Genomic DNA, 20,959 nt, shown 5'->3' with positions numbered 1-20,959 from the left:
ACTGCTGCACGGGAACATCATCGGCAACTGCCGCAAGGGTGAAGATGCCAAGATCAACTGGTAGTTCACCTGTTTGAAACCGCGGCGGAGTCCGTAGTAAGTAGAGTGCCAGCATCCTCGACGACATCGACCCGTTCATCGGCACCGCCGCGACCGACCTGCCTCGTGCGCATGGTCTGGCCGCCAGCTGGTGGTGGCCGAAACCGCAGGTGGGCAACACGCATCCGGGAGCCACGTCGCCGTTCGGGATGGTTTCGGCGTGTGCGTACTCGGGGGCCTACCCGACGGGATACGGGCGGTATGCGAAGAATACCGAAGGCATGCCGGAGGAGATGTACGACCGGCTCGAAGCCTCGGGGTTCACGCATTTTCAGCAGTCGGGAACGGGGGCGATCCGGAAGTATTACAACTATGTCCGGGTGACCCCGATGGTCCAGCCGCTCGACTCGCTGGGCGAGTCGTGGGAGCTGCACGACGAGGTGGCGGAGGCCGGCTACTACGCGGCGACGCTGGACACCGGCGTGCGCTGCGAGATCACGGTCGGCGGCAAGGTGGCGGTGCACCGGTACACGTTCCCGGAGCACCGCTCGGCGCGGGTGGTCGTGGATCTGTCGTGCGGTGGGCTGAACATCGATCTCGGCCGCACGGTGCCGCTGCGCGCGCAGGTCGAGAGCATGGGCCGCGGCCGCGCGCAGGGCACCGTCGTGATGGAGGGCGTGCCGCTGTCGGTCGCCGTCGAGGCCGACTCGCCGGGGTGGCGGCAGATGCTCTGGTACGACCGGCGCCTGATCGACGGCGGCACCCGGCTCGACTTCGACAGCATCCGGCACACCAACCTGCGCCCGTTCGGCATGCTCTTCCTGGGTTCGGCGCGGGCCGGCCAGGTCGTCGAGGTGCGGATGGGCTTCTCGCTGCGCGGCTGCGACCAGGCCTGGCAAAACCTCGAACGCGAGTGCGGCAGCGACGCCCCGGCCTTCAATGTGGTGCGCTCCCGCACCCGGGTGAGCTGGCGCGAGCACGTCGACCGGGTCCAGGTCGAGGGCGGCACCAAGGCCCGCCGCCAGGTGTTCTCGACCGCGCTGTACCACTCGCTGATCAAGCCGTGCGTGGCCGACGACGAAAGCCCGTTCTGGCCGAACTCGGGGCCGTACGCGTTCGACGTCTGCACGATGTGGGACATCTACAAGACGCAGCTGCCGCTGGTCGCCGCGATCGCGCCGGACCGCTTCACCGACCTGCTCGAGTCGCTGATCCGGGTGTGCGAGGAAGAGGGCAACTTCCCGATCGGGTACCGCATGGCCCGCGGCGCCGACCGGTTCTTCCGGCAGGCCAGCGCGCTCGCCCACACCGCGCTCGCCGACGCGCACGTGCTCGCCCGGCCCGGCATCGACTGGAGCTGGGCGCTGGTGCACATGGTCGACGACCTGCGCCGGATGTACGGCGAGGACTTCTTCGAGCACGGCGTGGTGCACCCGATCACGCACACCCTCGATCTCGCGTACGCCCACCACTGCACCGCCCAGGTCGCGCGCGCCCTCAACGACCGCCGCCTCGCCGACGACCTGGAACGGCGCGGCCGGCAGTGGGTCAACGCCTTCGACCCGGCGACCGGGCTGCTGCGCGACAGCGAGTTCTACGAGGGCGGTAAATGGAACTACTCGTTCCGCCTGCTGCACGACATGGCCGGCCGGATCGCCCTGGCCGGCGGCGACAACGCGTTCGCCGGCATCCTCGACCGGTTCTTCGGCTACGGCGCCGACCCGGTCAAGCAGCCCGGACGCTGCCCGGCGCCCACCGAGATGGCGGCCGGCTACGCGCTGCACCGCTTCGAGGGCCTCAACAACGAGCCGGACATGGAAGCGCCCTGGGCCTACCACTACGCCGGCCGCCCCGACCGCACCGCCGAGGTCGTCCACTCCGCGCTGACCTGGCAGTTCGGCACCGGCCGCGGCGGCCTGCCCGGCAACGACGACTCGGGCGGGCTGAGCTCCTGGTACGTCTGGGCGTCGCTGGGCCTGTTCCCGGTCGCCGGCCAGAACCTCTTCCTGATCAACGCGCCCGCCTTCGACCGCGCGGTCCTGCAGGCCGGCGACGGCGAGTTCGTCATCGAGACGAGCGGGCACCGCGACACCCCGATCGGCGTCGACGGCCTCGACCACGACCCGCCGCCGCAGTACGTGCAGTCGGCGACCCTCGACGGCGAGCCGCTGCACGCCGCCCACCTGTCCGCCGCCCGGCTTCATCGGGGCGGCCGGCTGCACCTGAAACTGGGACCCGAGCCCAGCACCTGGGGAAGCGGCAAACGCCCGCCCTCCCTGTCCTGAGCCCCTCCACCCCCGAGGAACGACGATGAACCACCCCAGCCGCCGCCTCGTGATCGTGGTCCGAGCCGACCCGGTGATCTGCGGGCACTCCGGCGAGGCGCGCAACCTCGCCGAGGTCGCCCTGACCCGCGGCTTCGACGACGTCCGGTTGCTCACCTGGCCGATTCCCACCCTGGAGGCGGCCGGCCTGCCGCTCAAGCCGCTCGACCGGCTGCTGCCGTACAGTCCCGGGATCACGGTGGAGCGGCCGGAGGCGGTCGGCGACTACCGCGTACCGGACGGCCGTCACCTCGCGGGTCTCACCGGCCGGCTGGTCGAGCTGCTCAGCGAGCCGGTGCCGACCGTGTGCCTGTCGATGTACCTGGTGCCGCACACGACGGTGGTGGTCGACGCGGTCAGCGCGGCGCGGGCGGCCGGCTTCGACCCGCGGGTGCACACGATCGCGAAGGCGGTCGGCTCGGACGTCACCAACGTGATCCGCTCCTGCCTGCGGGAGGGGCGGTTCGGCGCGGCGACGGTGCTGTTCACGACGTTCCTCGCCAACGACGAGGTGGTCGCGGTCTCCGAGTACACCCGCGACGAGATCATCGCGTCGGCCGCCGAGGTCGACGCGCACTGCGGCACATCGTTTGCCGCGCAGTGCCGCGACCGGGTGCGGGTGAGCTATCCGCCGATCGACTCGTCGGCTTTCCTGGACGTCACCGACGCGGCCGTCGAGACGGCGCTGGCGCGCCGCGGCCTCTCCCGCGACGGCTACATCCTCTTCCTCTCGCGGGTGGCGCGGGCCAAGGGCATTTACGACCTGGTCATCGCGTACGGGCAGATGCGCTGCCGGGATGACGTGAAGCTCGTGGTCGCGGGCACCGGCCCGGCTCTCGAACACGTCCGCGCCATGGCGAAGGAGGACGACCGCATCATCTTCCTCACCGACGTCGACGACGAGGAGAAGCCGCTGCTGATGGCGGGCTGCGCGGCGTACGCGTTGCCGACCAAGCCCGAGCCGGACTTCGTGGAGACTTTCGGGATCGCGCTCGCCGAGAAGATGCTCGCCGGGGGCGGCCCGATCGTCACCACGCTGACCGGCGGCACCGGCGAGGCGGTCGGGAAAGCGGCGGTGATCGTCGAGCCCGGCGACATCAACGGCCTGGCCGACGCGCTCGACCGGGTGGTCCTCGACATGTCGACGGCGCAGCGCGCGGACTACGAGCTGCGGGCGCGGGCGACGGCGATGGCCTTCGACCGGGCGGCGGTCTTCGACGGACTGTTTCCGCAGGAGGCGGGCATCCACTGAGTACGATGCGCGCATGGCGCCGGCCGCGGGACCGCACTACCGCACGTGGGTGCGGATCTCCCGGCTGGCGCCGTTCGCCATCCTCAGCCTGGTGTCGCTGGCCGGGTGCCTGTTCGCCCTGCTGAGTCCATGGTTCCTCCTGTTCCTGGCGCCGCTGGGGATCTTCGGATACATCACGCTGATCCTCGGGCTGACGGTCTACCGGCTGGGTCCGGGCGGCTACCAGCGCCGCATTCATGAGCTGGTCGCCGCCACGGTCGCCGTGGCGCCGACCGGCCGGGTCCTCGACGTCGGGTGTGGCAGTGGCAGCCTCGCGGTGAAGCTGGCTCAGGCACACCCCAAGGCCGCGGTGACCGGCGTCGACTCGTGGGGCGGCGATTGGGAGTATTCGAGGGATTTGTGCGTCCGCAACGCGGCTGCCGAGGGCGTGGCGGTCGAGTTCGGGAAAGAGAACGCGGCGGCCCTTTCCTTTGCCGATTCTTCGTTCGACGCCGTGGTCAGCTGCATGACCTTCCACGAGATTCGCGATTTCCCGGACAAGTCGGATGGGGTGGCGGAGGCGTTGCGGGTCCTCCGGCCGGGCGGATCGTTCGTCTTCCTGGATCTCTTCGGGGACCGGGCGTTCTATCCGTCGCGGGATCGGCTGCTCTCGCTGACCGGCGTCCCGGGGCGGCCGCTCGCCGAGCTGATGCCGCTGCCGTTCCCGCTGCGGCATCCCAAGGTGCTCGGCCACGCCATGCTGCTGGCGGGGGAGTTGCCGCCCCTCAAGCGGGCGGCCTAGGCGTTATCGTCGGCCCATGTCCGACCCTGGAGACGTGCCACCGGAGATCCTCGACCGGCTGCGGCCGATCTGCCGGTCGCTGCCCGAGATCTACGAGGAACCGGCCTGGATCGGCGTGCGCTGGCGGATCCGCGCGCGGACGGTCGCCCACGTCTACACGCCGGACCCGGAACGGTTCCCGGTCTACGCCGAGCATGTGGTCGACGGCGAGGCGCCGACCGTGATGACGTTCCGCGTGCCGCTCGACGACCTGGCCGGCCTGACCGCCGCGGGCTTCCCGTTCTTCCGCGCCCCCTGGGGCAGCAACGTCGCCGCCGCCGTCCTCGGCGACCACACCGACTGGACCGAGATCGCCGAGCTGATCACCGACAGCTACCGCGAGATGGCCCCCAAGTTTCTTGCCGCCCAGGTGGGGTCAGAAGCCGCGCAGTAGGTGCTGCAGGCGCTGCAATTCGGCCGGCGACAGGTCGCTGCGCACGCGCCGGGGGTCGGACGGGCGGCGGCCCCACAGCAGGAGCAGGCGGGCGGCCGGGTCGGCTTCCAGGGCCGGGCTGTCGTCCGGGTCGACCAGCGCGAGGTGGCCCTTGCCGTCCCGCATCTCGACGAGGAGGTCGGGCTGCCGCGGCGAGCGGATGCGGGCGGAGAAGTCGTCGCCGTCCTTGGCCAGCAGCGAATCCTGGAGCATCCGCACGGAATGCCCGAGCAGCTCCGGCCGGGCCAGGACCTCGTCGGCCCGGGCGTCGTCGCCGGTGAGGTCCCAGCGGTGCACGGCGAACTCCTGGCGCATGTGCAGGACGATCTCGCCGACCGGCATGCCCCAGCCCAGGCCGGGGATCACGGCGGCGGGGTCGGCCGCGGCGAAATGGGCCAGCAGCTCGGTCATCTCGCGCTCGCCGGTCTCCAGCCGGCGCCGGAGCAAGCGATCGTCCATGGCCTGGTAGGGGAGGTCGCGCACCGCCCAGTCGTCGACCACCGGGGCGGGTGTGCCGTCGAGATGGGCCCGGGCCTGCTCGGCGAGCAGGTCGGCGCCGGACGCGAGGTGGGCCACGACCTCGTGGGCGGTCCAGCCGTCGCAGGCGGTCAGGCCGCGGGGCGGCACGCCGTGCAGCGCCTCCAGGAACACTTCGAACTCGGACGGCGGCGACGGGATGCGGTCCATGCGCTCTCCTCTGCTCCGGTGACTTGACAGCGCTCCCGCCGACTGAGCTGCGCGATCAACCGCGGGGACCGGACCGGCGGGGCGGGCGTGTCGCCCGATCGGAGGCAACCTTGTCGCCGGACTTGATCGCCGTTCCGGTCGGCCGGGTGTCCGTTGTCTCCCTCGGGTTCCCCCGGACAACCGCTGGTTCGCGTGCCGGACTCGTTGCGATGCTGTGGCCTGGCTATGAACCGTACTAAAGGGATCATGTGCGTGAGGGGACGCGGCCTTGTCATCGGTGCAATTCCAAGCCGGCTACGACCCCGCCAGTAACGAACCGGGCTATCCGGTGGTGGAATCGGCTCCCCTGAGCCCGCTTCCGCGGCGGCTGTTCCGGCGCACCCAGCGACGCGTCCAGGAGCTTCCGGAGCTGGTCGGCGGTTCGGTGCTCGTCTTCCAGTCGAACGAGCGGTTCGCGCTCGCCCCGGAGGGCAGCCGGCGGCTGTCGTCCGACATCGTCCTCAACGCGAGCATGGTGGCCGTCGTCCTGATCAAGAAGCAGCTGGTTCCGGCGGTGGCCACGCTGCCCACGATCACCCCGGGACGCCGGGTCGCGGTCCGGGCCAGCTACAGCTGCCAGGTGATCGACGCGGTCCGGGTGCTCGAGGAGGGCTGCTGGGACGTCCGCCCGGTCCTGGTCGAGTACCTGCTCGAGGACGCCAAGGTGCAGATGCTCGGCGCCCGCGTCGACATCTCGGACAACCCCGAGGTCCAGCAGAAGATCCTGGCCCGGGCGCTGGCCCGCAAGGCCCTGGAGCCGCCCGAGATCCCCGGCATGCGGGTGCAGCTCGTCGACGTCTCCCTCGACATCTACGCCGAGGACGGCCGCGTCCCGCTGGGCTCCGGCGGCGACTATCCGGAGGGCGGCTACGGCCACGACCGCTTCGACGACCGCCGCAACGGCTACCACGGGCCCGACGACCAGGACGACTCCTACCCGCCGGACGGTGACGGACGATGACGCACCCGCAGACGCCCGAGCTCGGCCTGATCCCGCCGGAACCCCCGCGGTGGGGACCCGGCCGCCTGTTGCGCATGGCCACCGGCGTACGGGAGGACCTGCTCGACCACGTGCCGAGCGAGCGGGCCCGCTACACCTCGATGGGCGGTGTCGTGGTCGGCACCGCCATGATGGCGATGCTGTCGATGGCCGCGGCGCTGTACTTCATCTTCGGCGGCTTCCAGCCGTTCATCGTCTTCGCCGTGCCGGTCTGGGGCATGTTCATCCTGAGCCTCGACCGCTGGCTGATGTCGTCGACGGTGAGCCGCAACGGCCGCATGATGACCAAGCTGCTGCCCCGGCTCGCCCTCTCGATCGCCCTCGGCGTGATCGTGGCCGAGCCGCTGCTGCTCGGCATCTACCACACCGCGATCGAGGAGAAAGTCGCCAAGGACCGCCAGCAGGAGCTGGTGTCCCGCGAGAGCGACCTGCGCACCTGCAACCCGATCCCGGGCACCGCGGCGGCGAGCGGCCCGGAGGCCAGGGACCCGCGCTGCGCGGAGCTGCGGCTGGCGGTGGGCGGCAAGTCGCCCGAGGCGCTGGTGATCCAGCAGCAGACGCTGAGCCAGCAGGCGGTCGACCTCAAGAAGATCGTCGACGCCGACGCGAAGGCGTACGCCGAGCTGCAGCGCAAGAGCCGGCTGGAGTGCAACGGCACCGACACCCCGGAGACCACCGGCAAGCCCGGCGTCGGCATCAACTGCGTACGCCTGCGCAACGAGGCCGACCAGTACCGGCGGGACCACAAGATCGACCAGAACGCCGCGAAGCTGACCGAGCTGAACAACAAGATCGCGGCGCTGACCGGCCAGGTCGGCGACTCGCGGATCTCCTACAGCGACGCGCTCAACGCCGAGATCCGCAAGGACCTCGACGAGGTGCGGCAGCGGCAGGGCGCGGTCGGGCTGCTGGAGCGGTTCCGGGCGCTCGACGAGCTGGTGGCCGCCAACACGTACGTCCTGGTGACCCTCTGGGCGATCCGGATCTTCTTCATCCTCGTCGACGCCCTGCCGGTGATCCTCAAGGCGCTCAGCGGCCGCGCCGCGTACGACCGGATCCTCGAGCTCTGGGTCACCCAGCAGGAAGGAGTGCAGGCCAAGCGGGCCGACGAGGAGACGGACAAGCACGCCCGCTACGGCGACGTGGTGCGCCGGCGCACCGAGACCTGGCTGCGCGGCAACCTCGACCTGGTCGAGGAGGAGAGCCGCATCCAGCGCGCGCACGTCGAGGAGCGGCGCGACGAGCTGATCGAATCCATGGAGAAACACCTGATGAACATCGCGATCGGTCCGGCCGGGCAGGGCTGGTCCGGCCACTCCCGGGTGCTGGACGCCGACAACGCCCCCCACGCGCACAACGCGGGCAACGCCGACAACGACGAGACCGCCGAGTTCCGGCCTGGGGCGAGCGGCTGGGAGCGCCGGTGACCACTTCCTTCGAGAACGTTCCGGCGCCGTCCGTGCAGGCGTACATGATCTATCTGGTCCTCGACACCTCGAAGTCGATGTGGCTGCCGCGGCCCCGCGGCGGCCCGGAGTCGGCGCCGCTGAAGCAGTTCGAGCGGCTGATCCCCCGGATGCTGCGGGTGCTCGCCGACCACCCGGTGACCAACAAGCTGGCCTCGATCAGCGTGGTGGCCTTCAACGACCGGCCCGAGATCCTGCGCCCGATCAGCTCGCTCGAGCAGGCGGCGACGATCGCGAAGCCGTCGAAGGGATACGGCACCGACTACGCGAGCATGCTCAAGTTCCTGGTCGGGCAGCATCGCAAGGACGTGCGCGAGGTCAAGAAGAGCCGGTCCCGCCAGGACTACGGCGTCGACATCGCGCGGCCGTGGATCTTCGTGATCACCGACGGCCGGGCCTACGCGCAGCGCCAGAACCAGGCCGACTCCGAGTGGCTGAAGGAACGGGACCGGCTGATCGCCCCGCCGATCGAGGCGCGGGTCGTCACGCTGGGCCTGCCCGGCGCCGACGACGACGCGCTGTGGCTGCTCGCGACCGGCGACGAGACGGGCAAGCGCAACGCGTTCATCGCGCGCGACACCGAGCACTCCGACGAGCTGTCGAAAAGCGTGATCGACGCGATCGGCAGCAGCATCTCCACCTCGGCCGGCTCGGGCACCCTGACCATCAAGACCCCGGTCGGGATGGACCGGGTGGAGGGGCCGCGCCATGCTCGCGACTGAGAGCGCCGCCGCGTCCTCGGGGCTGCTCTCGGCGGTCGTGGGGATCGGGATCGTGCTGGTCGTGGTCGCGGCGGGGCTGATCGTGGTCCGGCAGCGCAACGGCCGGGACCGCCAGCGCATCGCGGTCGGCAGCGACCTGCGCCCCGGGGAGTCGCGCCCCTCGGCGCATCCCGGAGCGCGGCCACGGTCGCGCGACCGGGTGCGGCAGGTGCTGCCGCGCAAGCGGGCGAAGACGCCGCCGGAACCGTGGCTGAACGACGAGGTGGTGCTGTACGGCCCGTGGTTCTCCACGGTCTGCCACGGCTACTGCGGACCGCGGGACGACAGCCGGCTGGCGGTGCGGGCGGCGACCCTGCGCGGGCTGAGCCACCGCTACGACGGGACCCCCGGGCAGGACGTGCTCGGGGTGGTGTGGAACCCGCGGCGGATGTCGCTGTTCGCGGTGGTCGCCGACGGGCTCGGATCGCTGCCCGAGTCCGGCGAGGCGGCCCGCTTCGCCGTGCAGGCGGCCCTGCGCACCGCGCGCCGGCTGCCCGACCGCGCGAACCCGGCGATCATCCTGGGCGAGGCGGGCGAGGCCGTGCGGCAGTACAACGGGCACGGCGAGATGAAGGGCACCGCGACGATGGTGGTCGCGGAGATCCGGCGTACGCGATCGGAAGCGCACGTCACGACCTGGGGCGTCGGCGATTCCGAGGCCTGGCTGCTGCGCGGTGGCCGGTGGGGAGCGCTGCACCACGAGCGCCGCGCCGGCCGGGAGAACGTGACCCGCCACCTCCCGCACGACGAGTCGAGCCGGACCGAGCGCCGGGTCCCGGCGGGGACGGTCGTGCTGCTCGCCACCGACGGCTTCGCGAGCGCGCTCGGCTCCGGCTCGCCGCTGGGCGCGGAGCTCGCCGAGAGCTGGCAGCGGCCGCCGGCGCCGCTCGACTTCCTCGCCCAGGTGGACTTCGAGGACGACCATTTCACCGACGACAGGGCGGCAGTGGCAGTGTGGATACGGTAACCGACTACTGGGTGGAGGCCGCCGAGCTCGAGCGACAGCACCCGCTGCACTGGGCCGACGCCGGGAACTCCCGCCTGTTCCGCGTCGACTTCGAGGGCCAGGAGTACCTCTACAAGGAGTACACCGAGGCCTTCCGGTCGGACGCCGACCAGCACGCGCTGGGCCGGCTGATCGCCTGGCGGGACACGCTCGCCGCGCACGATCGCGCCCACCTGGACGGCGTGGCCGCCTGGCCCCGCTTCCGGGTGCGGCACAACGGCCTGCTGCTGGGTGTCCTGCTGCCGTTCGCGCCGGAGCGGTTCTACGAGAAAGGCCGGGACGATCCGCGGCCCCGGATGCTCGCCCAGCTCATCCGGCTGAAGGCCGACGGCCGGATCCGGCCGGGCGCGGAGCCTGAGGTCAAGCACGCCGCGCTCGGCCACGCCGTCGAGGTGCTGCTCTGGTTCCACAGCCACCGGGTGGTGATCAACGACGTGCGCGAGCTGAACGTGCTCTGCGCGAAGTTCGGGACGGACGTCTTCTACGTCGACTGTGACGTGATGGCCGGCCCGTGGCGCGGCGTGGGCCCGGCGGCGGCGCCCGGCTACATGGCGAAGGCGATCCCGGGCCTCGACCGGCCGACCCGGGAGACCGACATCGCCCGGCTCGCCTGGATGGCGGCGGCGATCCTGCTGGACGATCTGGCGCTGCCCGAGGTGCGCGAGGACCAGCTCCGCAAGGTCACCGACCCGGCCGCGGCGCGGTTGCTCACCACCGCGAGCCGGCCCGGCGCGATCGACGAGGACGGGTGGCGCAAGCTGATCGACCGGTGGACCGCGCCGCGCTGGACCGCGACCGCCAAGGTCGGGGGAGCGGCCGAAGCCCCGCCGGCGCCCGCGCCACCGCTGCCGCCCACCCGCCCGGTGCCGATGTTCCAGGCGGAGTCCGTCGGCTCGACCTTCAAGGTGCCGCCCCGGTTCCGGCGGCCCGATCCGGTGTACGGGCTGCCGCCGGCCCCGATGCTGCCCGCCGTCGTCGCGCCACCCGGCCCCCTGGAATGGCTCCGCGGCCGCGGGCGGGTGCTGCTGGTCGGCACGGTGATCGCGGTGCTCGCGCTGTGCGGGCTGGTGACGCTGTCGATGTCGTTGCGAGGAAGGGCCCTTTGAGCTCGCTGCTGCTGATCCTCGACGACGGGGAACGCCGACTGCTCGAGCAGGACGCGCACTACATGTGGATCGAGGAGGACGCGCTGCGGGTCTCGGCGAACCCGCCCAGCCGGCCGTTCTGCATCGGCCACTTCGTCTCCCAGTTCGGCCTGTGGACGTTCTACGCCGGACCCGGCGACTGCCCGCCCGAGCTGCGGATCAACGGCCGGCCGGTGGAGGGCGGCGAGGTCGAGCTGCCGTCCGGGCGGGCCGAGGCCCGGCTGGCGGCGGAGCCGTTCAGCCAGAGCCCCGGTCAGCCGTCCGGCTCACCCCGGCGGACCCCGGCCGCCGCGCCGGAAAGCCCGCGCCAGCACGTCATCGGCCCGCCGGGCACGGGCGCCGACCTGGAGCTCGACGACCCGTCGGTGCGGCCGCGGCACGCCACCTTCGAGGTGGACTCCCGGGGGGCCTGGTGGATCACCGCGGTCAACGGCGACGTGCTGGTCGACGGGAACCCGGTCGCCTCGGTGACCCGCGAGCCGGGGACGCGGTTCGCCGTCGGCCGCCGGGTGGTCACCGTTCCCACCGGCGTACGGGGCCGGCGTGGCCTCCCGGTCGAGTTCCGCGACGTGACCGTGCGCCGGGGCGGCCGCCGGATCCTCGACCGGGTGAGCTTCACGCTGCCCGCCGGGGATCTCGTCGCGGTCACCGGGCCCGAGCCCGCCTCGACCCAGCTGCTGCTCGGCCTGATCGTCGGCGGCTACCGGGCGGACAGCGGCTCGGTCCGGGTCGCCGGGTCTAGCCGCCGGTCCGACCCCCTGGCCCGCTGGGTGCCGGCCACCGACGACCTGCACGGCACGCTGACCGTGGGCGAGACGCTGCAGTTCGCGGCGGCGCTGTGCCACGAGGCCGTCACGCCCGAGCGGATCGACGAGGTCCTGGCCTGGGTCGGGCTGGACGACCGCCGCGCCGCGTGGGTGCGGACCCTCGACGACGGCGACCGCAAGCGGCTGGCGATCGGCGTCGAGCTGCTCGGCCGGCCGGCGCTGCTGGTGATCCTGGAGTCGGCGACCTCGTTCGCGGTCGGTCAGGACCACGACCTGATGTCGCGGCTGCGCACGATCGCGCGGGACACGAACTGCACCATCGTGGTCGCGGCCGGCGCGATGTCGCAGCTGGAGGTGGCGGACACCGTCGTCGTGATCGACCGGGACGGCCGGCTGCGGCACGCCGGGCCGCCCGGCCGCCCGCCCGCGTCCGGGCGGCAGGGCACCTGGGCGGAGTTCCTCGCGACCCTCGAGTCGCCGGCCGGGGACCGGCCGGTCGCGGTGGCGACGCTGCCCCGCTGGGACCTGGTGATCGAGCCGGAGAGCCCCCTCGACGGGCTGCCCGCGTTGCTGCTCCGGCAGGCGAAGCTGTTCCAGCGGCGGGGGCCGGGCGCGCTGGCGGTGTTCGGGGTGGGGCCGCCGCTGGCCGCCGGGGTGGCCGTGCTCATCTCGGCGCGGGCGCCGATGCTGGTGCTGGTCGCCGTGCTCACCGGCCTGCTGGCCGGGCCGCTCGACCTGGTCACCGATCGCGGCCCGCTGACCCGGGACCGGCGCGCTACCGGGTACGGCACGGTGGTCGCGGCCCGATTGGCGGTGCTCGGCGCGGCCTGCGCGGCGCCGTTGCTGGTCGTGGCGTTGCTGGCGGAGCTGGCCGGCACGACGCTGCCGGTGGTGCCGGGCTTCGCCCCGTCGATGTCGCACTGGCTGGAACTGTGGCTGGTGGCCGTCGCCGGGATCGAGGCGGGAACCCTGGCGTGCGCGTACGGCCGGGTGTTGCGCCCTTCGCTTGTGCTTCTCGGCCTGTTCGGCCTCGCCGTGGTCCTGCTGGGTTCGGTGCTGCTGAGCCTCGGCGGGGTGCTCGGGCTGCTCGGGCTGACCGCCCTGATCGCGATCGGCGCGCCCCTGACGGCCTCGGTTCTCGACCAGCGCGCCGTCTACCCGGCGTCCGCCGCCCGATAGCCGGCCGGGGGCAGCACGTCCGGCGCCTCCACGCCGTCCGCCGCCGCCCGGCCGCAGGCGACCACGTGGTGCCGCAGGAAGTCGGAGAACTGGATGATCGCCTCCGCCGGATCGCCGTCGGCGACGAAGCCGAGGTCGGGATACGACGCGAAGTCCGCCATCTGCGCCGCCGTCGCGCCGCCCACGCCGATCGCGACGACCTCGGCCCGCCGCAGCTTGCGCAGGAACGCCCGGCGCGGCTCGGTCCACGCGTCGTCGCGGGCCGGCGCGGCGCACAGCAGGACGATCAACGGGTCGCGGACCGACCGGTGCTCGTCACGCAGGTCGGTCACCTCGCCGGGGATCTGCTCGGCCAGCTGCCGGAACAGCCCGGCGTGATCGGCCTCGCCCCGCGACAGCATCGGCGACAGCTTCTTGCCGGGTTCCGCGGCGGCGAGCGGCTGCCGCACCTGCACCGAGTCGGCGAACCCGAGCACCGACAACCGGACCGGCAGGCCCTGGACGGCGTCGTAGAGATCCTGGGCGGCGTCGCTGAGCTCGTCCGTCCACCGGGCCGCGGCCGGTGACTCGTCCACCACCAGGTACACCGGCAGCACGTTGACCGCGCCGGGCGGCTCGGCGACCTCCCCGGAGAGCGGGGCGTCCCAACCGAGCGCGGCGGCCGGCTCGGCCGGGGGCGGGGGAGCGGGCTGCTGCACGGTGGCGGTCGTGCGGACCACGCTGTCGGCCGAGCGCTCCAGCCGGCGCAGGTTCGCGTCCAGCAGCGCCTGCACGTCGGTGTGGGTGAGGTGCCCGGCCGCGGCGAGGCCGTTGATCAGCTCCTGCGCCTGCTCGTCCTTGCGAACCCGCTCGGCGCGCTCCGCCTCCTCCAGCTCGGCCGCCATCTTCGCCGCGCCCAGCGTGTCCCCCGGATTGCGCTCCAGATGCAGCGCGATCATCGTCGCGGTGTCCATCGCCCGGCCGGCCAGCCGCAGCCGCTCCCGGTCCTGCCGGGTGTGCTCGCCACCCTGGCGCAGCAGGCTGATCTCGTTCTCCCGGTTGACGTCGCGCACGCTGCTCTGGTGCTTGACGGTCTTGACCTGCTCGTCCCGGTCGACCTGCTGGATCTCCTGCAGCCACGCCCGCCCGGCCTCGTCCAGCGACAGCCGCGCGTTCACCGCGTGGATGGTGATCCCGCCGTAGATCAGCGCATCGTTGCGGAACCGCTCATGGACCGCGGCCTCGGCCTCCTCGGCCTCCTGGATCGAGTACATTCGGGTGATCGGCCGGCACGCGGTCAGCAGATGCCCGCGGACCAGCGCCGCCGCGTCGGTGACGTTGCGCCGCACCACCTCGGCCGGATTCGTCACCCGGAACGCCACGCTGATCTCGGCGTGGAAGTGGTAGATGTCGTCCTGCGTCGGCAACGGCTGCTCGTCGAACCGCACGGTCAGGTGGTGGTCGCTGATGTCCACCTCGTAGCGCCGCCGGTACTTCGTGAACATGCTGTCCGACCAGCGCATCGGCTTGCCGCCGTCGAGCACCTCGAGGTCACCGTCGCGGGTCGAGTAGACCACCGCGACCGACGGCGAGCGCCCCTTGCTCACGATCGCCACCCGCTTCACCGGCTCGGACCCGACGATCAACGGAATCACCTCGGCCAACGCGGTCAACTCCTTCGGCAGTCGAGCTGGGCGACGATCGCGTCGCGCGCGCGGGGCAGCGGCACCAGCCGGGCGGGATCGACCCAGTCCTCGGCGATGTCGAGCAGGATCCTGCAGACGCGGTCATTGGCCGAGCCGATCGCGCGCACCAGCCGGGTCAGCACCACCAGCTGCTCGCGGTCGTTCTCGGCGAGCCCGGCCCAGGCGGTGAGCACGCCGTGCGCCTGGTCGTTGAGGACGGTCTCGTTGAGCACCTTCCACCACAGGGTGATGAGCGGCGCGCGCAGGTCGTCGACGGTCCGCGCCAGGTGCAGCAGCGTCGGCCACCGGACGTCGCCGCCGGACGCGCTGGGCTCCCAGGTCACCAGGCTGCTGGCCAGGATCAGGAACGCCAGGTGGGCGGGCCGCCGGCGCAGGCCGTCGTCGAACCACGACATCAGCGCGCGGCAGGCGGCCGGCGCCGCCTCGGCCGGGGACTGCAGGATCAGGTCGGCGAGCGCGTCACCGATGGCGACGGCGACCGGGTACGAGTCGACGGTCGCGAGCCGGCCGAGGCGGTCCATCGCGGCGGCCCGGCCGAGGCCGCCCACCCCGACGCCGTACGCGCGGGCCGCCGTCGCCTGCGCGCGCGGCCGGTCCAGGCTCGCGAACCAGCCCGCGACGACCGTGCCGACGCTCCCGGACAGCTGGTCGTCGCCGGTCGGCTCGAGCATCGCGTACGCCACGGCCTCCCGTACGCGATAGTCCTTGCTGTCCGCCCACCGATGCAGAGCGCCGGTGCACAGGTAGTCGAACGAGTATCGGGCGAGCACGCCCAGCGTGCTCGCGGCGAAGAAGCGCACCGGCTCCGACGGCGAGAGGACCAGCTCGCCCAGCCAGTCCACCAGCGTCGGCTGCACCTGGTAGCCGCGCCAGATGCGCTCGATCACCTTCCGCGGGTAGGCGCTGTCCTTGTAGCCGACGGTGTGCACCGGCACCATGCCGTACGCGTATCGCACCAGCTCGTGCGACTGCTCGGCGCGCAACGTCTGCAGCAGCCGCGCGGTCGGCGTCCGCAGCCGGTCGTGCGGGGCCATCCGCAGCTCGTTGCCGTCGCCTCCGGCTCCCGGCGAAATCACCAGCGGGCGGCCGGTCTCGAGCTTGCCGCGCAGCCGCCGGGCCGCGGCCGAGACTTCCTCGTACGGCAGGCCGTCGAGCACCGCGAGGGCCACCGCGAAGCTCCGCTCGTCGGCGTCGCGCAGGCTGTCGAACCACAGATCGAAACTCGCGTCCTGCCGCCGCCGGAGTCGCTCGCGGACGCGGACGACGTTGACCTGCCCGTCGTCGGTGCACTCCGAGCTGATGATCCCGGCCAGGTCGGCGGCGGCCCGGCAGTTCAGCCCGTCCAGCAGCAGCTCCTCGTAGAGCTCGCGGACCGCCGGGTTCTGCTTCAGCGTGGCCGCGAGCGCGTCGGAGCAGCGCCAGCTCAGATGCCCGGCGACGATCTTCCAGCGGTCGACCGGGTGCGCGTCGAGGTCGACGATGTAGCTCTCCAGCTCGTCGTCGGCCGGGCGCACCTCGGGCGGCAGCGTGATGACCAGCCGGGCCCGCGCCGCGTACAGCACCTCCTCGAGGGTGTGCAGGGTGAACCCGCGCAGCTTGGCCGCCCCGGCCGGCTGGCAGAGCAGGAACCCGACGCGCCTGCCGTCGCCGCCGAGGGTCGTCACCTGATCGGCCACCGAATCGGCGAGCCCGGCCACGTCGACCTCGGGATCGATCTGGTAGATCACGTCGGTCTCGGTGCCGAGCAGCCGGATCGCGCAGGCGTCCTTGCCCTGGCCGGCCCGGCCGCGGACGATCGTGGACCGGCTGCGCCGGAACCGCTCGACGACCGCCGGCCAGCCCTCCGGGTTGACGAACGCGTGCTCCACCGGCTCGGCGAGGTCGATCGACAGCGGGCGCAGCGGGATGATGCGGTCGGCGATCCGCATCTCGAACTTGTCTCCGGCCACCTTGTCGCCGGAGACGTGGTCGCCGTGCGCGTGCTGCGCGGCCCGCCAGTGCTCGCTGCGGGCCGTGCCCTCGCCGGACCGGGCCGTCGCCTCGCCCGCCTCCGACCAGGAACCGCCGTCGCCCTCGCCGGCCTCGGCGGTGGTGGTCGTCGTGGCCGGCGGCGACTCGGGCGGCGCCGTGCCGGCCGGCGCCTCCGGGGTCACGATGGTGGTGGTGTCCGGGGCGGCGGCGTCGGTCATGGGCGCCAGACGATCTTGTCGCCGCTGACCTTGTCGCCCATCACGAGGTCGCCGTGCAGGTCATGGAAGTGGGCGCTGCGGCCCGCCGCCGGCGGCGCCGACGGGGCCGGAGCCGGCGCGCCGAGCACGCCCTCGACCGCGGTGAGGACCCCGTCGACATCGGCCTGGGCGCTGCGGGCGTGGATCCGGCGGTACTGCCGGCGCCGCAGCGGGCGGATGTCCTCGGGCAGGTCCTCGTCCATCGGCAGCGCGACGTCGCCGACCAGCACCGGCATGACGTCGATGCCGTGCGCCAGCGCGAAGGCGATCTCGCGGCGGACGTAGTCGGCCTCGCTGTGCAGCCGCTCGCTGAGCCACCGCGGGCCCATCACCACGATCATCAGCGAGCAGCCGGAGAGCTCGTCCCAGATCCGCCGGTCGAAGTCCTTGCCGGGCGGGATCGCCCGGCTGTCGCGGAAGACGTTCTCGGCGCCGAGCCGCTCGCACAGGCGGTCGTCGAGGTGCACCGCCGCGAAGCTCTCGTCGCCGGTGCGGTAGTTGATGAAGACTTTTGACATCGGCTCCAGATTCGCGGCTCCCGGGGTGGCGCGGCAAGCCGTTGTCCGTCTCCCGTGGAAGGGACAACCGGAGGCCGCGGATGGCCTGTCGGACTAACCCTTCCGGGGCTGACAAGTCGGATATCTGCCAGCATGCGGGGTGGCGAGGCCGGGCGGGGACCGGGCATGGTCGAGAAAGGATCGTGCGTGGATTCCACACGGGGGCCCGATGTCAGGGGAAGCGGACCCGCACGCTCCCGTGGCCCTGCGGCGGCTGGATCTGCTGATCGCCGGGGTGCGGGCCGGACGGGGCGGCGCGGTAGCGGTGACCGGCGAGCCGGGCGTCGGAAAGTCGGCGCTGCTGGCACGTCTGGCGGCACGTGCGCCCGGGATGACCGTGCTGACCGCCGCCGGAGCGCCGGGTGAGGCGGCTCTGCCGTACGCGGCCCTGGGTGATCTTCTGCGTCCCCTGCGCGACCGGATCGCCCAGCTTCCGCCACCGCAGGCCCGAGCAGTGGGTGCGGCCTTCGCTCTGCGTGCCGGCGACCTCAACCCGTACCATGTCTGCCTCTCGACCTTGAATTTGATCTGTGTCGCGGCGCCGGCGCTCGTGATCGTCGACGACGTGGATCTGATCGACCCGCCGTCGGCGACCGCGCTGTTCTTCGCCGCCCGCCGGATCCGCTCGGACGGGGTGGGCATGGTCTTCGCGGCCCGGCGGAAACCGGAGGTGCCCGGCGTCGGCGAGCTGCCGCTGTGCGCGCGGCCCGAGGTGCTCGACGGGCTGACCCAGCGCGAGACCGAGGTCGTTCGGGCGATCGCCGGCGGGCTCAGCAATCCCGAGGCGGCCACGGCGCTGCGGCTGTCCCGCAAGACCGTGGAGACGCATCTTTCCAGCGCCTACCGGAAACTTGGCGTGCGCTCCCGGACGCAACTTGTGCGGTACCTGGCCGCTTTTGTCGCTTTGCCGTCACCGAGGGAGTTCCCCGAGGCGGCCCCGCCCGGTCTGCGGCACATTGGCAACTTCCGAACGGGGGAGAAAACGTGAAACGAAACGGTCAGCCCAGCACGATCATCGCCCACATGGGACACGGCGCCCACGCGATCGCCGACAACGCGCCGGACGCCGAGGAGCTCAGCCACAAGGGCTGGACGAAGCTCAGCGACGCGGCGCAGAGTCTCGGCGCCGGCACCACCGATTTCGACTACCTCTTTCCGGACCTTGTCGGAAAGCCCGACGCGCATCTGCCCGCCGGCAGCGAGGACGAGGTGAACACGACGGTCGCCGCGCTCAACGCCCTGGGCAACGCGATGATCGACCAGGAGCCGCCGGCCGACGACCGCAGCTCGCCGATCCCGCCCGTCTACACGTACTGGGGCCAGTTCGTCGACCACGACCTGACCGCCGCGACCGACAACGACGCCGTGATCAGCATCCGCGACACCCCGCTGCCGCCGCTCGACCCCGACCAGGTCCGCGACCTGCTCAAGAACGCCCGCAACCCCGCGCTCAACCTGGACTCGGTCTACGGCGACGGTCCCTTCGCCCCGCCGCCCGCCGATCCCGCGCGGATCGCGGTGCCGTACCAGACCGAGGACCGCGCGAAGCTGCGGGTCGGCGCGCTGACGCCGGTCGAGATCGGGGTGCGCATCCCGCCGGTCGACGACCTGGCCCGGGACCTGCCGCGCCGCGACGACCGGGTGCCGCTGGTCGGCGACGCGCGCAACGACGAGAACCTCGTCGTCGCGCAACTGCATGTGGCTTTCCTGCGGTTCCACAACGCGGCGGTCGATTGGGTACGGGTCAACGAGCCGCAGCGCACCGGCCTCAGCGACGTGTTCCTGCGCGCCCGCGACCTGACCCGCTGGACCTATCAGTGGCTGTGCGTCCACGATTTCCTGCGCACCATCACGGTTCCGGACGTCGTCGACCTCGTCCTCGGCGGCGAGACCGGCCTGCTCGACCGGGTGTACATGCCGCTGGAGTTCTCGGTGGCGGCGTACCGGTTCGGCCACAGCATGGTCCGCGGCGCCTACGACTGGAACCGCAACTTCGGCCGCCCCGGCAACAACACCCTGGCGAACGCCTCGCTCGGCCTGCTGTTCCGCTTCACCGGCGTCGGCGGCCTCGGCGGCACCCCGACCCTGCCCAGCAACTGGCCGGTCGAGTGGAACCGGTTCGTCGACAAGGACAGCCTGTTCGCCGACCGTTTCGCCCGCCGCATCGACACGCACCTGTCGCTGCCGCTGAGCCAGATGGTCAACCAGTCGGCCGGCGAGACCGGCGACGAGCTGATCGCGCTGCTGCGCCACCTGGCCCGCCGCAACCTGCTGCGCGGCTACCGCCTCAACCTGCCGACCGGCCAGGCCGTCGCCGACGAGCTGGGCATCCCGCAGCTGACCGCCGACGAGATCGCCGGCGACGACCCGCTGGCGACGGCCGTGCGCGACGGGGGCTTCGACACGCGTACGCCGTTGTGGTTCTACATGCTGCGCGAGTCCGAGGTGCGGGCGCAGGGCAACACGCTGGGCGCGCTGGGCAGCCGCGTGGTCGCGGAGACCCTGATCGGCCAGCTGCGCCAGGACCCGGGCTCCTACCTGCGGCAGGGGAGCTGGTCGCCGAGCGAGGGCGTGCGCCTGCCGGACGGCTCGACGGTCGACACGATTCCCGCTTTCCTGCGGTTCGCCGGTGTTCTCTAGGCATTGATCGGCGTCACCCGAGGGTGAATAGTCGGGCCTCATGGACTTCCGGGTCATCAAGGTGCCGGGCCACGGCGCCGAGGACGTCGTCGTGGCCCCCGGCGGAGCGGTCTTCACCGGCACCGAGGACGGCGTCATCCATCGCGTCGACCCGTCCTCGGGCCAGGCGCGGGCGGTGGCGGACACCGGCGGCCGGCCGCTGGGCATCGAGCTGCTGCCCGGCGGCCGGCTCCTGGTCTGCGACGCCCGCCGCGGGCTGCTCTCGGTCGACCCGTCGGACGGGAGTGTCGAGGCCCTGGCCGGCGACATGCTCTTCTGCAACAACGCCGCCGTCGCGACGGACGGCACCTTCTACTTCTCGGACTCCTCGACGGTCCACCCGATCGACCGGTGGAAGGCCGAGGTGGTCGAGCAGACCCGCACGGGCCGCCTGCTGCGCCGCACCCCCGACGGCACGGTCACTGTCCTGCGCGACGGCCTCAACTTCGCCAACGGGGTGGCGCTGGCTTCCGACGAATCCTTCGTGGCCGTGGCGGAAACCGCCGCCCGCACCGTCGCGCGCCACTGGCTGGCCGACGGGCGCGACGATTTCCTGGTCGAGGACCTGCCCGGCTACCCCGACAACATCGCCCGCGGCAGCGACGGCCTGATCTGGGTGTCGATCGCCAGCCCGAAAGACCCGACGGTGGAGCGCATCCAGCGGGGTCCGATGTGGATCCGGCGCGGCGTCACCCGGATCCCGGACCCGCTGCAGCCGGCCCCGAAGCGGACGATCCGGGTGCAGGCGTACGACAACGAGGGCAAGCTGATCCACGACCTGTCGGTCGACAGCCCCGACTACCACATGGTCACCGGCGTCCGCGAGCACGAGGGCCGGGTGTGGGTCGGCAGCTTGCACGAGCCCGCGATCGCCGTGATAACCCCCTAGGCC

General features: G+C 72.3%; 17 protein-coding genes. 13 read left to right on the top strand and 4 right to left on the bottom strand.

Going from position 1 to position 20,959, the window contains the following annotated elements; genetic code table 11:
* The first annotated feature begins 113 nt into the window (after nt 1–113).
* The 4 genes from ACQPZX_RS26195 to ACQPZX_RS26180 are packed head-to-tail and all read left to right on the top strand — an operon-like array spanning nt 114 to nt 4,829.
* On the top strand, nt 114–2,324 hold the full coding sequence (locus ACQPZX_RS26195; protein WP_433385440.1) for a glycoside hydrolase domain-containing protein: 2,211 nt from the start codon (nt 114–116) through the stop codon (nt 2,322–2,324).
* 25 nt (nt 2,325–2,349) lie between these two features.
* The gene (locus ACQPZX_RS26190) at nt 2,350–3,615 is read left to right on the top strand and encodes a glycosyltransferase (RefSeq protein ID WP_433360136.1); all 1,266 of its coding nucleotides are present in this window, start codon (nt 2,350–2,352) and stop codon (nt 3,613–3,615) included.
* Between the two features lie 13 nt (nt 3,616–3,628).
* The gene (locus tag ACQPZX_RS26185; RefSeq protein WP_433360133.1) at nt 3,629–4,396 is read left to right on the top strand and encodes a class I SAM-dependent methyltransferase; all 768 of its coding nucleotides are present in this window, start codon (nt 3,629–3,631) and stop codon (nt 4,394–4,396) included.
* A 16-nt stretch (nt 4,397–4,412) separates the two neighbouring features.
* Nucleotides 4,413–4,829, top strand: coding sequence for an MmcQ/YjbR family DNA-binding protein (locus tag ACQPZX_RS26180; RefSeq protein WP_433360131.1), 417 nt, complete (start codon nt 4,413–4,415; stop codon nt 4,827–4,829).
* Here the strand turns inward: ACQPZX_RS26180 and ACQPZX_RS26175 are convergent.
* A complete protein-coding gene (locus ACQPZX_RS26175) occupies nt 4,812–5,555 on the bottom strand; it encodes a maleylpyruvate isomerase N-terminal domain-containing protein (RefSeq protein WP_433360128.1) in 744 nt (247 codons plus the stop codon). The genes ACQPZX_RS26180 and ACQPZX_RS26175 overlap by 18 nt on opposite strands.
* A gap of 268 nt (nt 5,556–5,823) precedes the next feature.
* Between ACQPZX_RS26175 and ACQPZX_RS26170 the strand changes: the two genes are divergently transcribed.
* From ACQPZX_RS26170 to ACQPZX_RS26145, 6 genes are read left to right on the top strand one after another with little or no spacing between them, the layout of a single operon-like run.
* The gene (locus tag ACQPZX_RS26170; RefSeq protein ID WP_433360125.1) at nt 5,824–6,555 is read left to right on the top strand and encodes a hypothetical protein; all 732 of its coding nucleotides are present in this window, start codon (nt 5,824–5,826) and stop codon (nt 6,553–6,555) included.
* On the top strand, nt 6,552–8,021 hold the full coding sequence (locus tag ACQPZX_RS26165; protein WP_433360122.1) for a DUF4407 domain-containing protein: 1,470 nt from the start codon (nt 6,552–6,554) through the stop codon (nt 8,019–8,021). The genes ACQPZX_RS26170 and ACQPZX_RS26165 overlap by 4 nt, the downstream gene beginning before the upstream one ends.
* Nucleotides 8,018–8,782: a vWA domain-containing protein gene (locus ACQPZX_RS26160; protein ID WP_433360119.1), complete on the top strand. Its 765-nt coding sequence runs from the start codon at nt 8,018–8,020 to the stop codon at nt 8,780–8,782. Before ACQPZX_RS26165 ends, ACQPZX_RS26160 begins: the two co-directional genes overlap by 4 nt.
* Nucleotides 8,769–9,788 (top strand): protein phosphatase 2C domain-containing protein, encoded by a 1,020-nt coding sequence (locus ACQPZX_RS26155; RefSeq protein ID WP_433360116.1) that lies wholly within the window; start codon nt 8,769–8,771, stop codon nt 9,786–9,788. The genes ACQPZX_RS26160 and ACQPZX_RS26155 overlap by 14 nt, the downstream gene beginning before the upstream one ends.
* Nucleotides 9,776–10,933 carry a hypothetical protein gene (locus tag ACQPZX_RS26150; protein WP_433360113.1) on the top strand — a complete coding sequence of 386 codons (1,158 nt, stop codon included), beginning with the start codon at nt 9,776–9,778 and terminating at the stop codon, nt 10,931–10,933. Before ACQPZX_RS26155 ends, ACQPZX_RS26150 begins: the two co-directional genes overlap by 13 nt.
* Nucleotides 10,930–12,918 carry an FHA domain-containing protein gene (locus ACQPZX_RS26145; protein WP_433360110.1) on the top strand — a complete coding sequence of 663 codons (1,989 nt, stop codon included), beginning with the start codon at nt 10,930–10,932 and terminating at the stop codon, nt 12,916–12,918. The genes ACQPZX_RS26150 and ACQPZX_RS26145 overlap by 4 nt, the downstream gene beginning before the upstream one ends.
* Here ACQPZX_RS26145 and ACQPZX_RS26140 read toward each other — a convergent pair.
* The 3 genes from ACQPZX_RS26140 to ACQPZX_RS26130 are packed head-to-tail and all read right to left on the bottom strand — an operon-like array spanning nt 12,894 to nt 17,349.
* A complete protein-coding gene (locus ACQPZX_RS26140) occupies nt 12,894–14,543 on the bottom strand; it encodes a hypothetical protein (RefSeq protein ID WP_433360107.1) in 1,650 nt (549 codons plus the stop codon). The genes ACQPZX_RS26145 and ACQPZX_RS26140 overlap by 25 nt on opposite strands.
* Nucleotides 14,544–14,566: 23 nt before the next feature.
* Nucleotides 14,567–16,792 carry a hypothetical protein gene (locus ACQPZX_RS26135; protein WP_433360104.1) on the bottom strand — a complete coding sequence of 742 codons (2,226 nt, stop codon included), beginning with the start codon at nt 16,790–16,792 and terminating at the stop codon, nt 14,567–14,569.
* Nucleotides 16,789–17,349 carry a toll/interleukin-1 receptor domain-containing protein gene (locus ACQPZX_RS26130; RefSeq protein WP_433360101.1) on the bottom strand — a complete coding sequence of 187 codons (561 nt, stop codon included), beginning with the start codon at nt 17,347–17,349 and terminating at the stop codon, nt 16,789–16,791. Before ACQPZX_RS26130 ends, ACQPZX_RS26135 begins: the two co-directional genes overlap by 4 nt.
* A gap of 208 nt (nt 17,350–17,557) precedes the next feature.
* Between ACQPZX_RS26130 and ACQPZX_RS26125 the strand changes: the two genes are divergently transcribed.
* The 3 genes from ACQPZX_RS26125 to ACQPZX_RS26115 are packed head-to-tail and all read left to right on the top strand — an operon-like array spanning nt 17,558 to nt 20,956.
* Nucleotides 17,558–18,376, top strand: coding sequence for a helix-turn-helix transcriptional regulator (locus tag ACQPZX_RS26125; protein WP_433360098.1), 819 nt, complete (start codon nt 17,558–17,560; stop codon nt 18,374–18,376).
* Nucleotides 18,373–20,028 carry a peroxidase family protein gene (locus tag ACQPZX_RS26120; RefSeq protein ID WP_433360096.1) on the top strand — a complete coding sequence of 552 codons (1,656 nt, stop codon included), beginning with the start codon at nt 18,373–18,375 and terminating at the stop codon, nt 20,026–20,028. The genes ACQPZX_RS26125 and ACQPZX_RS26120 overlap by 4 nt, the downstream gene beginning before the upstream one ends.
* Nucleotides 20,029–20,068: 40 nt before the next feature.
* The gene (locus ACQPZX_RS26115; protein WP_433360093.1) at nt 20,069–20,956 is read left to right on the top strand and encodes an SMP-30/gluconolactonase/LRE family protein; all 888 of its coding nucleotides are present in this window, start codon (nt 20,069–20,071) and stop codon (nt 20,954–20,956) included.
* The last annotated feature ends 3 nt before the right edge of the window (nt 20,957–20,959 follow it).

This window comes from Actinoplanes sp. CA-142083 (assembly GCF_050942195.1).
Classification (GTDB): domain Bacteria; phylum Actinomycetota; class Actinomycetes; order Mycobacteriales; family Micromonosporaceae; genus Actinoplanes.
The sequence above is the reverse complement of the archived record's forward strand: the minus strand, read 5'-3'. Positions and strand labels throughout refer to the sequence as shown.

Coding starts and splice junctions, on each gene's coding strand:
- ACQPZX_RS26190 (WP_433360136.1), top strand. CDS start 2,350: ATGAACCACCCCAGCCGCCGCCTCGTGATCGTGGTCCGAGCCGACCCG.
- ACQPZX_RS26185 (WP_433360133.1), top strand. CDS start 3,629: ATGGCGCCGGCCGCGGGACCGCACTACCGCACGTGGGTGCGGATCTCC.
- ACQPZX_RS26180 (WP_433360131.1), top strand. CDS start 4,413: ATGTCCGACCCTGGAGACGTGCCACCGGAGATCCTCGACCGGCTGCGG.
- ACQPZX_RS26175 (WP_433360128.1), bottom strand. CDS start 5,555: ATGGACCGCATCCCGTCGCCGCCGTCCGAGTTCGAAGTGTTCCTGGAG.
- ACQPZX_RS26165 (WP_433360122.1), top strand. CDS start 6,552: ATGACGCACCCGCAGACGCCCGAGCTCGGCCTGATCCCGCCGGAACCC.
- ACQPZX_RS26155 (WP_433360116.1), top strand. CDS start 8,769: ATGCTCGCGACTGAGAGCGCCGCCGCGTCCTCGGGGCTGCTCTCGGCG.
- ACQPZX_RS26135 (WP_433360104.1), bottom strand. CDS start 16,792: ATGACCGACGCCGCCGCCCCGGACACCACCACCATCGTGACCCCGGAG.
- ACQPZX_RS26130 (WP_433360101.1), bottom strand. CDS start 17,349: ATGTCAAAAGTCTTCATCAACTACCGCACCGGCGACGAGAGCTTCGCG.
- ACQPZX_RS26125 (WP_433360098.1), top strand. CDS start 17,558: ATGTCAGGGGAAGCGGACCCGCACGCTCCCGTGGCCCTGCGGCGGCTG.
- ACQPZX_RS26115 (WP_433360093.1), top strand. CDS start 20,069: ATGGACTTCCGGGTCATCAAGGTGCCGGGCCACGGCGCCGAGGACGTC.